The sequence below is a fragment of the Acetobacter fabarum genome (assembly GCF_040702925.2).
GTDB classification, from domain to species: Bacteria; Pseudomonadota; Alphaproteobacteria; order Acetobacterales; family Acetobacteraceae; genus Acetobacter; species Acetobacter fabarum_B.
Genome location: NZ_JBFCXX020000001.1, coordinates 379,478 through 392,862, shown reverse-complemented (window position 1 = coordinate 392,862; position 13,385 = coordinate 379,478). Strand labels below are relative to the sequence as shown.

Genomic DNA, 13,385 nt, shown 5'->3' with positions numbered 1-13,385 from the left:
AAAGAGTCGTTGATTTTTACGCGGGCACACGCACAATAACCAGCTTAAACGGGTAGAGACACAGCTTATCATGCCGCACATGTTAAAAATTGCAGGATTAGTGCTGGCAGGCGGGCAGGGCAGACGCATGCATTATGCTGACAAGGCTTTTATGGAAATCGACCATAAACCCTGCATTGAGTGGGTTATGACCCGCCTTGAACAACAATGCACCAGCATTGCTATAAGTGCGAATGGCAACGCGCAAAGGTTTGACGCATGGAATTACCCGGTTCTGGCTGATACATATTTTGACGTTGGCCCTTTGGCCGGGCTGTTAAGTGGTCTGGAATGGGCCGAAGCCGCAGGGTTTGATGCGTTGCTGAGTGTGCCAGTTGATACACCTTTTATCCCGCATGATCTGGTTGGCACTTTGCTGCCTGCACCATCTTATGCTGCTTATGCGGAACAGCGTCATTCTCTGGTCGCATTATGGCCCGTTAGCCAGGCCCGTACATTATTAGCGGCACAATTGGCCAGCGTAACAGAGCAGAACCGAAAGCAGACAACGCGGGTTTGCACACTGGCGAATGCGCTGAATGCTCGGGCAATGGACTTTTCTCACCTCTATCCGTTTGATCCGTTCGTGAATATCAATACACCCGAAGACCTGCAGGAAGTCCGCACGCTTGGGCAGGCTCAGGCCGGGAGCCGCTACCGTGGCACATGAACAAACAGCTTTTGCCATTTCAGAATCCTGCCATGCCAAAAGAATGATCTGGGGAAATGCACAGGACAGCGCCCCCCAAACCGTAAATGAGACTTTGAATCTGGCAGAAGAAGTGCCGCTCTCTCTGATCTATAACGGCATAGACTATGCCGTCATGATGATAACCCCCCATAATATTGATGACTTTGCTCTTGGATTTTCAATAACTGAAGGTCTTGTTAAAGACATTTCTGAAATCAGGCACATTGCCGTATCTTCTGTACCCGGTGGGTTAAAGGTGGACATGCGTCTAAGCGCTGATGCACTCCGCACGGTTCTGGCTCGCAGCAGGCGGCCGATCGCGGGGCGTACCGGCTGTGGCATCTGTGGGTCAGACATGAACAGCATTGTCACCCGCAACCAGAACACGGTTCAGGCTTATACCCCGGACCTGTCGGCCATACGCGGCGCGTTACAGCACCTTCGGGACCACCAGACACTCAATGCCGGTATAGGTATGCTCCATGCAGCCGCATGGTGTACTCCTGATGGCTCCATCACAGCAATCAGGGAAGATGTGGGGCGGCATAATGCGCTTGATAAGCTTATCGGCCACGGCCTTAAAACCCCCCTGAGTTTTGCAGACGGGTTTTGCCTGCTAACCAGCCGTTGTTCTTATGAAATGGCAAGCAAAGCCATAGCCGCAGGCATGCGCGCACTCGTCTCTCTTTCCGCGCCTACAGCTATGGCGCTCAGAACGGCACAGCAGGCCGGGCTTACGCTCATCTCTCCCGCCCGGCCAGACAGTATGTGCATTCTTCCCCTATCACCGGAAGAAATCTGATACAGCCTCTGCACGCGCCATTTTTCAAGGGGCCGTAATGGGAATTCTGGCTACAAGAAAAGGTGGTTTGCGCAAGTCCTGCCCATTATGCAAACGAGGTAGGCGGTTCCATTGCCCCAGCACCACGTAAACGGCCTGATGATCTGCAAAAATACCATCTGGCCAGACAAACCGTGGGTCCGAGGCCAGAAGTTCAAACGTGCCATCCGGGTTGCGGCGAAACACGGCATCATGGTCGGCGGCTGTGGTGTAAATCCGGTTCCATGGGTCGGTCGCCAATCCGTCGGCTGCCCCTTTTTCCCCTTCATCTACAACCAAGGCCGCCAACTGGGCGGAACTGAGGGAAAAGTCAGCCAGTTTGTCTGTCGGCAGGCTATATAATCGTCGGCTGGCCAAGGGGGCGTAATAAACACGTTCGGACCCGGCAGACAGGGTAATGCCATCCGCCCCACCTGCGGGAAAGGTCGGGTGGGCCGGGTCATAATGCAGCACGCGCCCATCCAGCACAGTCTGATACCCGGGGTCAGGCAGAATAGAGACCGTATTTTCCAGCACGCGGCGCTGCCTACCCGTGGCGAGGTCCAGCACAACCAGAGCCGGGTGCCCATCAAACGAGCTATCCGTAATGTATGCCGTGCCTTTTGCACCGTGTGTCAGGTCTATGCGCAGGTCATTCATATGGCTTTGGGGCAGCAACGCATTGGTCAGAGGCACACTGGCAATAATCTGCCCTGTTATGGGGTTGACCCCAACCACCTTGGCGCCGCCTGCGGGAATGGGTTGCCCTTTGATCTTACCATCATCAATAACCCACAGGTTTCCCTTGCTATCTGTTGTCATCCCATGAGGCGAAATCAGCCGAGCCTGCGGTGCCCCGCTTGATCCGGCCGAAAATGCTGCTGAAGGAAATGGAAGCAGATGCCCATTCTTCCACTCTGCCAGCACCGGGCCTGTATGATCGCCATCATGCTTGGGAAAAGTCAGAAACAGACGTCCATTCACCACGGCAATGCCAGAGGGGTCTGGCGTGGGTATGCTGGCAATAATCTGGACCTGTCCATTACGGCCAAAAGCAGGGTCGTTGTTATCTGTTATGGTCTGTGCCTGCACAGGTGCTGCTGGCAACTGACTCACCCATAAACCAGCCACCAGCAAAAAAGGACCCAATCTATTCATTCCTGTCTCCCCCCATTCCGGCACACCTAATCTGCCCGCTTTCCGGCATAATGTGTTATCCAACAGCCCCTACCGGGTTGTGAGTGGTATGGGACCGGTTACGGCAGAGCCATTTTCCCATGTTTCCACCACCCGGTCGGTATCAGAAATCGTATTGGCAGGGTTACCTGCAACAACCAGAAGGTCCGCTCGTTTACCGGCACCAATAACGCCACGGTCGTGCAGGTCGAGTAATGCCGCGGCTCCCTCCGTTGCAATATGCAACGCCTGCAGGGGAGGCAGACCGGCTTGCACCATCAGAGCCAGTTCCCGATGTTCCGCAACCCCGGCAACCCGCAGTGGTGTTGCTCCGCTATCCGTGCCAAATCCGATTTTAACGCCCGCGGTCCACAATATCTTCAGGTTCTGCAGGTTGGTCGCAAGGGAATGACGGGCAAAATCGGCTTTGCCGCCTGTTCTGTTTTCCTGTTGCCAGACGGGATTATTGATCTGCTGCTGCAAGGGAGCAGACAGACCAGCTTCAACAAACGGAGTTTTCACCCATGCAGGCTGGTCGGCCCATGCTGTTGTGGCGTCATCCAGTTCCAGTGTGGGGATGTACCAAATCCCCCGCTCCTTGAGCATGGCCACAAAAGATGGAGGCACAAACCTGTCGCGCACGCCATGAGCCAGAATATCAACCCCGGCTGTCACCACATGTTCCGCATCGTCCAGATCATGAATATGGGCGGCTACACGTAGGTGTTTTTGGTGCGCTTCATCCACAACTGCCTTGATAATGGCAGGGTCCATTTTAGCGGGAAGAGAGTGGTCGAAATCGTCCACCCATATTTTAATCAGGTCAGTGCCTTCCGCCGCCATGGTGTCCACATCCTGCCGGGCTTCAGCCTCCGTACGGGGCCTGAAGAGTTGATCCGGAGCGACATGCACCGGAGGCGCTCCCTTAGGCACGCCAATCCCCTGATCAACCCCGAACAGGTCTGCTGGCAGCAGCCCCATATGGGCGTCCTTGCGCATGGGGTCGAACACACGCGGAACATTGTTCCCCAGCGCTGTAATGGTAGTAACCCCATAACGCCTGTATTGCGCCAGTTCGGCTGTAATCGTGTCTACTGTATAAAACTGCGGCCCAGTCTGCACGCCCTGCAACTGACCGATATGACTGTGATCAGAAATAAGACCAGGTAAAACGCTCATTCCCGAGCGATCCAGAATACGGGTGTTGGGGGGAAGAGGTATATCCCGGCCGGCTGCAACAATTACGCCGTCCTGCATGAGAACGGTTCCATTCTCAACAGGTGGAGCACCTGTGCCCTCTATAATCCGTATATGGGTCAACGCCACAGGCACGGTCTGCGCATAGCCAAGAGCAGGGCAGCCTAAAAGAAGTGCGGCGACTATAACTCCGGGTTTCATATGCATATCCCTCCTGTTGTTTCTAGTCCGCCGTCGCTGCGGCGCGCTCATGCCATGCCAGACGGGCAGACAGCAGAAGCCCACCCAACCCCGCCAGACTGCCAGCCATGAAAATGGCGCTGTCTCCAGCCCATTCGGCCAGAAGCCCGGTCAGAGGACCAGTGGCCCCATAGGCAAGGTCCTGAAAAGCCGCAAATCCACCCATGGCTGTTCCTCGCATCTGCGGAGATACCCGCCTGACAACCTCCACCCCCATGGAGGGAAAAATCATGGAACAGCCACAGCCGGTCAAAAAAGCACCAGCCAGCGCCACGGTGGGACCAGATGCCTGCCACAGCAGAATCTGCCCACATGTTTCGGCCATCATGGACACAAACGCGACACGCGCGCCCCCCAGCTTATCTGGCAGGTGACTGCACAGCACCCTGACCAGTACAAACGCTGCGCCAAAAAAAGTCAGCCCCATAGCCGCATGTGGCCAATGCCTGTGCAAAAACATAAGCGGCATAAAGGCGCCAATGGCTGCAAACCCGATTCCTTGAAAAAAGACTACCAGACCAAGATCGGAAATTTTGTTGATAATCCGGCTGACTGGCTGCCGCTCTCCCCCATGCGGTGGCACGGCCACAACAGGTGCTGCCATAGCAAGCCCAAGCAATGGCACGACCATGCAGGCAAGGGCGACCAGTGGATATCCTCCCTGATCGTACAGGGCCAGACCCACAGGGCTACCGGCTGCCAGAGAGCCGTACATCCCCATTCCCACAATGGATAGCACCCGCCCCGATCGCTGGTGCCCCATCAGTCCGATCCCCCATGCCAGCAGGCCAACAACGGTCAGGCTTTCTCCCAGTCCCAGCATCAGACGCGCTATCATAAGCATGGCAAATGCCGCCCAGGGATTTGCCAGCCACGCAAGCATAAGGGCCAGAACACCACTTGCGGCATAAAAAGCCAGACCAAACAGCATGCAACGCTTGCCACCTTTATGGTCTGCAAGCCGCCCTGCGAAGCCGCGGGTCAGAATGGTAGATACAAACGCAACACCAACTGCCAGCCCGGCAAGGGCGTTACCCATATGCAGCGACATGGCCACATAGACCGAGGTCGTTGGCATGGACATGGCGACAGCAAGGTAAGAGAGAAAAAGAGCGACCGCGAGCCATACCAGCAAACGTGGCGCGCTATCCTGTTCTGTTGTGGGAGTGCTGGGCATCAGGGTTCCAGCTCCTTCGCCATATCGATTGTGCCTGTGCATGGCCTTTAAACCTGTTCAGGTCTTGGACAAGTCGGGCTTTTTGCCAAGACCTATCTGTATGACAATGCTGTGAGCGGCGCTGTTTGCTCCACCTGTCACGCAGATCCGGACTTACGAGGAGCAAACAGCCTGAATAATGGACCTGTGAGTGTGGTGGAAATAACGGCCAGAACCATAAGGGATGCAAACCCGAAGTCTGACAGCATACCCTGACCATGTAAAATGGTTGCGGCCACAATTTCCATCAGCCCCTTGCACTGGAGCAGGGCACCAACGCCAAGCGCCTGCCTTGGTTTAAGGCCAGCCGCGGGTGGGTAAATATAAACGGCTGCAATTTTGGTCACCATAGAAATGACAACCAGCGACAAGGATGCCACAACAGAAGGCCATGTTAAGGCATCCCCGTTAATATGCAGCCCGCTATGGCCGAAAAACATCGGGGCGAACCAGATCAAGGCAAAAGTTCCCACCGCTTCTACCTGCAGGCGGCGCACCCAGCTCGGTGGCATGATCGCACCGGCAAAATAGGCACCGATCAACTCATGCAGGCCAAGCTGCATGCTTGCCCATGACCCGGCCGCCAGATAAACCGGCACGGCCAGCCAGATAACCGCCAATGGTGGATGTCGGAAATGGCGAGAAGCCCAGTACCCTCCAGCAGCCAGCCCCAATAGCAAAAGAACAGCCAGCGCTTCCAGCCCCGTCCAGCCGTGCAGGGCTGCAGAACCACGGGCGGCAAATTGCAGGGTCGCCAGCCCAATCCATAATGCTGCGTCATCCACAACGGCCAGCTTGAGCGCTAACTGCCCCAAAGGTTTTTGCGCGGTATCAAGCTCCCGCACAACACCGATCAGAACCGGCAGGGCGCTAACTGCCATGCACAGGCCAATAGATGCCGCAGCCACCCAAGGCGTTGCGTCTGGTGCCTGCCAACCATGAAGATGAAGAAAAACCGTGTAAGCCAGAAATGTGCCGACACAAAAGGGAATACCCAGTGCTACGGCAGCTCCACCAAACAGCCGACCGATTGTGGGCTGAGCAAAGTCCCGCCCCGAAGGCTCCCCACCGGGGTGCTGCCACATTTCCAACCCGGCGGTAAAAGCCAGCACCAGCACGGCAACCCAGCCAATTGTGTTCCCGTAAACGGAGGGAATACCCATTTGCTGCACGGGCACATGCCATACGGCAAGGGCAATACCCACAAGAATGGGCAACACGGCTATTGGCAGCACTTTTTGCATGAGCCGCCACAAAGCCCAAGGGAAAAACACAAAGATTGCGGCGTCGGTCAAAAGCGCTGTCAAATTTGCCATATTGGATCCTTTTTTATTGAATTTTGTCCTTGTAACGGATTACCCACACGGCATGCAAGTTTTGCATACCTGCGTTCTTTTTATTCATAACGCTCATGGCTTCGGCTGCACATAATCATCAAACATAAGGTGTATGATATTGACATCTTATTGAATCAGCTCTAGTAAAGGTATCTGTATTTTACATCTTTTGGATGCGTCCCATGAGCACAATGCTTGATGACAAAACCCGGTCAATTGTTTCCGCCTGCGTTCCTGCCCTTGAAGCCCATGGCTTAGATATTACGCACGAAATGTACCGGAGGCTTTTGTCCAATCCGGAAATTCGTGATCTGTTCAACATGTCACACCAGAAGGACGGAGAGCAGCCCAAAGCCCTTGCTCTTGCCGTGCTGGCCTACGCCCGTAATATCAATAACTTGGGTGCACTTGGCGGTATGGTTGAACGTATTGCCGAAAAACATGTTGGCCTTAACATTCTGCCTGAGCACTACCCTTTTGTGGGTGAAGCCCTGCTTGGCGCCATTGCTCACGTACTGGGCGATGCCGCGACGCCTGAAATTATGGATGCATGGGGCAAGGCATACTGGTTTCTGGCCGATGTTCTGATCGGCCGGGAAAAGCAGATCTATCAGGAACATGCTGATACCCCCGGAGGCTGGACCGGATGGCGCAGCTTTACGGTACGCAGGATTGTGGTCGAAAGCAGCACGATCCGTTCGTTTGAACTTGTACCGAGCGACCATAAGCCCGTGATGCAGCATCAGCCTGGCCAGTATCTGAGCTTCAAGCTTGATATTCCCGGCCATGGGTCCCAGCGTCGTAATTACAGCATTTCATCCGCTCCGGCGTCCGATCATTACCGCCTGAGCATCCGCAAGGCTGATGGGGGAGTGGTTTCCTCCTGGTTTCATGACACGGTCAGGGAAGGGGACGTATTGCAGGTTTCCGCCCCTGCGGGTGATTTTGTCTTTACGCCTGAGCCGAACACAAAGCATATGCTCATCAGCGCAGGCGTTGGGCTGACTCCCTTTATCTCTGCTCTGGGTGCGGTTGAAAAACTTCCGCATGGGCAGATTCACTTTGTGCATGGGGCACATGCTCCCGACACGCAGGCTTTTGCGCCCTACGTGCAGAAGCTGGTAGCTCAGGGTACTATCAAGGCAGATATTTTTTACAGCGCTGGCGCACCGGCAGACGCATCCCCTCTGCCCGGACTGGCTTTTCACTCTGGCCGTATGACAGCCGCATGGCTGGCAACGCAGGTTCAGCCGGATACGCATTACTGGGTCTGCGGGCCTGAGCAGTTCATGCTGGATGCCATTCTGGCCCTTAAAGCTCAGGGGGTTGTCCCCGCTCAGATTCATTATGAGTTCTTTGGCTCTGCCTCAGACGCCCAGTTGCTCGCCGCAGCCTAAATCCTCCGGGCGTGCGCAATACGCGCTCCTGAAATGATGACAACAGGGCTGTCCGCACATTTGTTTGTGTGGGCAGCCCTGTTGTCATATGGCCCAGCCAAAGGCACCGGATAAAACAGCCCTGATTCCCGCCATTAAAGGCAAAGCAATATGCGGCATAAGCGATCGTAAAAAACTTTCAACATCACTGCGCGTTGAATTATAAATAAACATAATAACTGGGGCCGTCATTACCTTAGCATGGAGCATTGGTACGCTATTTGCCACACAGGTAAAAAGTAATTAGATAGCGTTTGTCGCTCTGTTTCATATGGGCGAAGGTCAAAATCAAGTGCCTGAAACCAGATACATCCTGCAAGGATATGAAACATGATTAAGAGCACAAAAGAATTTATTTTGTGGTTTTCAGCTTTCCTCATTGTTGGTGGGATCATGTGGGGCGGCTCTAAAGTCCTGAACAATTACCGTCAGAAGCAGTGGGACCAGTTTGTTCTGGAACACCATTGCGTCATTACTGGAACGCAGCCTTCTACTGGATTTTTTTCATCTGCCCAGACCATTTATCAGTGCGATAACACCGGAATTTATTATCGCAACAAATAATTTATTATTTTCCCTCAAAAAATAAAACAGCCAGCTCGTGAAGCCAAAAATGCTCACGGGTTCTGTGCCAGAAAGGTAGATGTCGCCATTTGCCGTTGCTGTCGGCATTCCTCGACCATAAAGTCCAGCAAGACCCGCACCGCTGGCATAATACCCTTGCGGGATGGCATAACAGCGTGGACGAGACCGGCACGTGGCGTCCATTGCGGCAGAGCCTGCACGAGCCGCCCGGCCTGAATATCTTTCCACACCATAATCGTTGGTAGCTGCACAATACCAACACCTGCCAGCGCCGCCGCCCGCAGCACGGCCAGATCATCCGTTATCAACCGTGGTGTGTGAAAAACAGTAGCAGACTGCCCCTGCTCATTTTCCAAACACCAGAAGTGTTCCGCCGGGTTGGTATGAAAATCCATGCTGGGAAAAGACGCCAGATCAGCAGGGGTATCCAGATGCGCCGTCAACACATCCGCCGAACAGACCAGACACTGCGTACTGGTATCCAGAACCCGCATAACAAGATCAGAAGGGGCAATGGGGGGAAACCGCACGCGCAGTGCAAGGTCATACCCTTCCTGCAGAACATCAACCCGCCGGTTTGTGCTCTCCAGTTGCAAGGTAACTGAGGGGTAACGCACCAGAAACCGGGACAAAATAGCCCCGAACTGAAAATTGAGTAATGCTACAGGGCAACTCATACGTATTAAACCACACGGTTCCGCCTGTAACTGGGCAATGGACTGCTCCGCCAGTTCCGCTTCGGCCAGCATGGCTTTGCAGTGCTCGTAAAACCGGAGCCCTGTTTGGGTGAGGGAAAAATGACGGGAAGAGCGTTGCAGCAGTCTGGTATTCAAAAACGTTTCCAGCGCAGCAATCCGGCGGCTTAGCAGCGATTTTTGCACACCAAGTGCCCGCGCAGCAGACGAGAACCCCCTGTAATCCACAACCTGCACAAAATAGTAGTAGTCGTTAAGATCTCGCATCGTCCTACTTATGCAACGCAATGTTTCATCCGTAACTCTTTGTAGAACACTACACGACTTCTATGTTGAAGCTAAGCAACATGGGGCATGGGAGTGGTTCCTGTTCCAATATCTGGAGAAAAACCATGCATAAAAAGATTCTGGGACGTTACGGCAACGACCGTGGGCATTGGGTGGGGAATGGCTTTCCCGTCCGTTCCCTTTTTTCCTACTCCACTCTGGGTCAACACCTCAGCCCGTTTCTGCTGCTTGATTATGCTGGTCCGCACCAGTTCCAGCCAACCGAAGAGCGCCGCGGAGTAGGGGAACACCCGCATAGAGGCTTCGAGACTGTGACAATCGTTTATGATGGGGAGGTCGAACACCGCGATTCCTCTGGCGGAGGCGGCACTATCGGCCCCGGAGATGTCCAATGGATGACCGCAGGCAGCGGCATTGTGCATCAGGAATTCCACTCCCCGGTCTATGCCGCCACCGGGGGCGCATTCAGAATGGTCCAGCTCTGGGTGAACCTCCCCGCCAGAGACAAGCAGACTCCCCCAGCTTACCAGACGCTACTGGCCACGGATATTCCCACAGTGGATCTACCTGATGGAGCGGGATCCTTGCGCGTTATTGCAGGCCAATTTGGGCAGACCCAAGGACCAGCCCGAGTGTTTTCTCCGCTGAATGTATGGGATGTGCAACTGGCACAGGGCGCATCGGTCACCCTATCCCTTCCGGAAGGGCATAACGCGGCTGTTGTCTCCCTTGAAGGGCAGTTAAGTATTAATGACGCACAGGAACTTGGCAGTGCGCAACTCGTTCTATTGGAACACAGGGGGACAGAGGTGAGTCTTCATGCACATGGGCAAAGCAGCCTGCTGGTGCTAACCGGGGCCCCCCTTAACGAACCCATCGAAGGGTATGGTCCCTTTGTCATGAATACCCGTGCAGAAATCCGGCAGGCCATTGAAGACTTCAATAAGGGCCATTTTGGCGGAATCCCCAGCTAGGCGGCCTTTCCCTCGATCAAAAGGCATTCCGATGCTGTGCAAAAAAGGACAAATAGCATGACGCCCTCTGCAAACCTGCATTTTGTAACGCTTCTGGGGAGCCTGCGCAGTGCTTCCCTTAACGCGGCCATAGCCCGTAGCCTGCCCCAACTTGCACCAGAAGGCGTATCCATTTCCGCGCTGGGTAGCATTGCCGATTTCCCCCACTACAGTCAGGACGTGCAGGACAAGGCGTTTCCGTCCGCAGTGCTGGCCATGGCAGAACAGATTCAGGCTGCAAATGGCGTGATCATTGTTACGCCTGAATATAATTATTCCGTCCCCGGTGTGCTCAAAAACGCCATAGACTGGCTCTCACGCGTAACACCCCAGCCTTTTGCCAAAAAACCTGTTGCGATCCAAACCGCATCTCCCGGGCAGATCGGGGGAGCGCGGGCGCAGTATCATTTACGCCAGAGTCTTGTCTTTCTGGACGCCTTTGTTCTGAACAAACCCGAAATCATGGTCGGGCTTGCCACAAGCAAACTTGACCCACAAACACTAAGTCTGACAGACGAACCAACTCGTGCGTTCCTGACCAGACAGATCGGGGCGCTGGCGGATCTGGCCCGAACTTTACAGTCATAATTCTTTACAGAGCGACAGGGCCGGGCATGCTTCCTGACATCTGGAGATGACGGTTTTCTGGGAGAAGGGAGTCTGGTTAACCACACATGTACAAGCTGGGTTCATAAGTCAACATAGCGATGACCTATAATCTGACGACTCTTTCTTAGCCGCCTCAAGCCAATCTGAGAAACTCTGATAAGACCTATTCTCCCAAGGCGACACTTTGGGATTGGAGTAGTCATATATTCTTACCGGCGGATTACCCGAGAAATCCGCCCCATCAAAACACGCCAAAACAACCCACCCGTCATTATACAAGCCCGACTCATCATCAATTATTGCAAAGGGCACCAAGGGGTTATTAGGAAACTTCAAAAGCATCGCGCCAAAATAATACAGAGAGCCAGCCATATCTGCCGCCAGAACCCTCCAAGGATACAAATCTCGAGAGCAGCCACTAACAGCAAAATCAATATATTCTTGTGGTAATTTGAAACCATCAGGTAAGATGGAAGAGTCATACAGATATGCTTTCACTTCTTGCCCCCTGTAATTCGTGGAACCTCTGAAGCCCCATAAGCGTTGCTACTAGCAAATCCACCACTTTGCTTATTTATACGCCCCTTGATGGCCTCACCCCGAGTATTGTACTGTTGCCAACCTCTGGTCTCCTGAACAGCCGGAGTTAAAGGGTCGTCAAAACCTCGCACAGTTGCTTTCACGTCAATTCCGGCCTCTCTTGCTGCTGCAATACGGGTGTTATCCATACTCGTCAACTTTCCATCGGGCATTTTCACTACATCGACAGAGTCACCTTTCCAACCACTGGTTCGCATACTTTGAACTAGGCTCGGGACTTATTCTCTAAGATAGAAGATGAAGCTTGCTGCGATGTGGATTGCAGACATGAATGTATGAGTGCCGCGGTCGTATCGTGTTGCCACCCGTCGCCAGTCCTTCAGCTTTGCGAACATGTTTTCGATGAGGTGGCGCTTTTTATACAGATGCCAATTGTAAGGTGGCTTTGATGTCCGGTTCTTCTTTGGTGGAATACAGCCGGTGATGTTCCGGTCTGCGAGAGACTGTCTGATTTTATTGCTGTCGTATCCCAAATCACCGATGACTTCCTCTGTCTCATCCGGCAGGTCCGCCAGCAGAACATCAGCCCCTTTGAAATCACTGACCTGTCCCGCAGTCAGATGAAAGCGGACAGGTCGTCCCTGATCATCGCACACGGCGTGAAGTTTTGAGTTCAGACCACCTTTTGTCCGTCCGATATGGCGGGGAAAAGCCCCTTTTTGAGCAGGGACGCCGATGTCCGGTGTGCCTTGAGGTGTGTTGCATCGATCATCAGGCGCTTCGAACGGCCTGCCTGTTCTGTCAGGGCGACAAAGATCCTGTCAAAGACACCCAGGCGGCTCCACCGGATGAAGCGATTATACAAAGTCTTGTGCGGACCATACGCTTTCGGGGCGTCTTTCCACTGAAGACCGTTGCGGATGACATAAACGATCCCACTCAAAACACGCCGGTCATCCACGCGCGGCACTCCGTGGCCAGAGGGAAAAACGGCTCAATCCGCTCCGTCTGGCGCTCAGACAGCATAAACACATCATTCACAGACCCACCCTCCATCGGTAAGCCTGTGAATCACAACCTCTCGCTCAGTTCAATAAATTAATTAGGTCCTGAGCCTAGGTTTCCTTGGCACAGCCATGAAGTTACGCATAAAATCGTAGCCAACTCCATCGCAATATACTATACCCCCCTATAGTAACAGGATCATCATGCAGAATGCCCCATACTCCAGAAGATAAGAAAAAAGCACTGACCCGCCTGCGGCGAATACGCGGGCAATGTGATGCACTGGAACGCGCTTTGGAAGCCGGTTCGGACTGCGCTCCAGTGCTTCAGCAACTCGCGGCAATACGCGGAGCGGTTAATGGCCTCATGTCCGAAGTTATGGGGATGTATGTGCAGGAGGAATTTGGTTCTGGCCAAGACCTCGACGCAGGAAAAAAGAAAAGCATCGATACCATTCTGTCCCTCGTACGCACCTATCTGAAATAACCATCAAGGAAC

Annotated in this window: 14 protein-coding genes and 1 pseudogene; 7 read left to right on the top strand and 8 right to left on the bottom strand. The window is 53.8% G+C overall.

The genetic code is table 11. The annotated features are described in order from the left end of the window. The first annotated feature begins 70 nt into the window (after positions 1-70). Positions 71-709, top strand: coding sequence for a molybdenum cofactor guanylyltransferase (mobA, locus tag AB2L51_RS01840; protein WP_395580879.1), 639 nt, complete (start codon positions 71-73; stop codon positions 707-709). After that, positions 699-1,532 (top strand): formate dehydrogenase accessory sulfurtransferase FdhD, encoded by an 834-nt coding sequence (gene fdhD / locus AB2L51_RS01835; RefSeq protein WP_395580878.1) that lies wholly within the window; start codon positions 699-701, stop codon positions 1,530-1,532. The genes mobA and fdhD overlap by 11 nt, the downstream gene beginning before the upstream one ends. Before the next feature lie 24 nt (positions 1,533-1,556). On the opposite strand, the gene AB2L51_RS01830 is transcribed toward fdhD, so the two are convergent. The 4 genes from AB2L51_RS01830 to AB2L51_RS01815 form a co-directional block, all read right to left on the bottom strand. Beyond that, a complete protein-coding gene (locus tag AB2L51_RS01830; protein WP_395580877.1) occupies positions 1,557-2,708 on the bottom strand; it encodes an SMP-30/gluconolactonase/LRE family protein in 1,152 nt (383 codons plus the stop codon). Positions 2,709-2,777: 69 nt separating this feature from the next. After that, on the bottom strand, positions 2,778-4,124 hold the full coding sequence (locus AB2L51_RS01825; RefSeq protein ID WP_395580876.1) for an amidohydrolase family protein: 1,347 nt from the start codon (positions 4,122-4,124) through the stop codon (positions 2,778-2,780). Between the two features lie 22 nt (positions 4,125-4,146). After that, the gene (locus AB2L51_RS01820) at positions 4,147-5,340 is read right to left on the bottom strand and encodes an arabinose transporter (RefSeq protein ID WP_395580875.1); all 1,194 of its coding nucleotides are present in this window, start codon (positions 5,338-5,340) and stop codon (positions 4,147-4,149) included. A 137-nt stretch (positions 5,341-5,477) separates the two neighbouring features. After that, complete coding sequence (locus tag AB2L51_RS01815; RefSeq protein WP_395580874.1) at positions 5,478-6,695, bottom strand: cation:proton antiporter; 1,218 nt, start codon at positions 6,693-6,695, stop codon at positions 5,478-5,480. A 203-nt stretch (positions 6,696-6,898) separates the two neighbouring features. Between AB2L51_RS01815 and hmpA the strand changes: the two genes are divergently transcribed. Beyond that, positions 6,899-8,113 carry an NO-inducible flavohemoprotein gene (hmpA, locus tag AB2L51_RS01810; RefSeq protein ID WP_395580873.1) on the top strand — a complete coding sequence of 405 codons (1,215 nt, stop codon included), beginning with the start codon at positions 6,899-6,901 and terminating at the stop codon, positions 8,111-8,113. A gap of 369 nt (positions 8,114-8,482) precedes the next feature. Continuing rightward, positions 8,483-8,716, top strand: a complete 234-nt coding sequence (locus AB2L51_RS01805; protein ID WP_395580872.1) for a hypothetical protein — start codon at positions 8,483-8,485, stop codon at positions 8,714-8,716. Between the two features lie 53 nt (positions 8,717-8,769). Here AB2L51_RS01805 and AB2L51_RS01800 read toward each other — a convergent pair whose 3' ends face one another. Beyond that, positions 8,770-9,699 (bottom strand): LysR substrate-binding domain-containing protein, encoded by a 930-nt coding sequence (locus AB2L51_RS01800; protein WP_395580871.1) that lies wholly within the window; start codon positions 9,697-9,699, stop codon positions 8,770-8,772. Between the two features lie 125 nt (positions 9,700-9,824). On the opposite strand from AB2L51_RS01800, the gene AB2L51_RS01795 reads away from it, so the two are divergent. Further along, positions 9,825-10,694, top strand: a complete 870-nt coding sequence (locus tag AB2L51_RS01795) for a pirin family protein (RefSeq protein WP_395580870.1) — start codon at positions 9,825-9,827, stop codon at positions 10,692-10,694. A 57-nt stretch (positions 10,695-10,751) separates the two neighbouring features. Then, positions 10,752-11,321, top strand: coding sequence for an NADPH-dependent FMN reductase (locus tag AB2L51_RS01790; protein WP_395580869.1), 570 nt, complete (start codon positions 10,752-10,754; stop codon positions 11,319-11,321). 108 nt (positions 11,322-11,429) lie between these two features. On the opposite strand, the gene AB2L51_RS01785 is transcribed toward AB2L51_RS01790, so the two are convergent. The 3 genes and pseudogenes from AB2L51_RS01785 to AB2L51_RS01775 form a co-directional block, all read right to left on the bottom strand. Beyond that, entirely contained in the window at positions 11,430-11,840 is a 411-nt protein-coding gene (locus AB2L51_RS01785; RefSeq protein WP_395580868.1) for an SMI1/KNR4 family protein, read from the bottom strand. Next, a complete protein-coding gene (locus AB2L51_RS01780; protein ID WP_395580867.1) occupies positions 11,837-12,070 on the bottom strand; it encodes a hypothetical protein in 234 nt (77 codons plus the stop codon). The genes AB2L51_RS01785 and AB2L51_RS01780 overlap by 4 nt, the downstream gene beginning before the upstream one ends. A 90-nt stretch (positions 12,071-12,160) precedes the next feature. Then, a pseudogene (locus AB2L51_RS01775) lies at positions 12,161-12,923 on the bottom strand (IS5 family transposase). 174 nt (positions 12,924-13,097) lie between these two features. On the opposite strand from AB2L51_RS01775, the gene AB2L51_RS01770 reads away from it, so the two are divergent. After that, on the top strand, positions 13,098-13,373 hold the full coding sequence (locus AB2L51_RS01770; RefSeq protein ID WP_395580866.1) for a metal-sensing transcriptional repressor: 276 nt from the start codon (positions 13,098-13,100) through the stop codon (positions 13,371-13,373). The last annotated feature ends 12 nt before the right edge of the window (positions 13,374-13,385 follow it).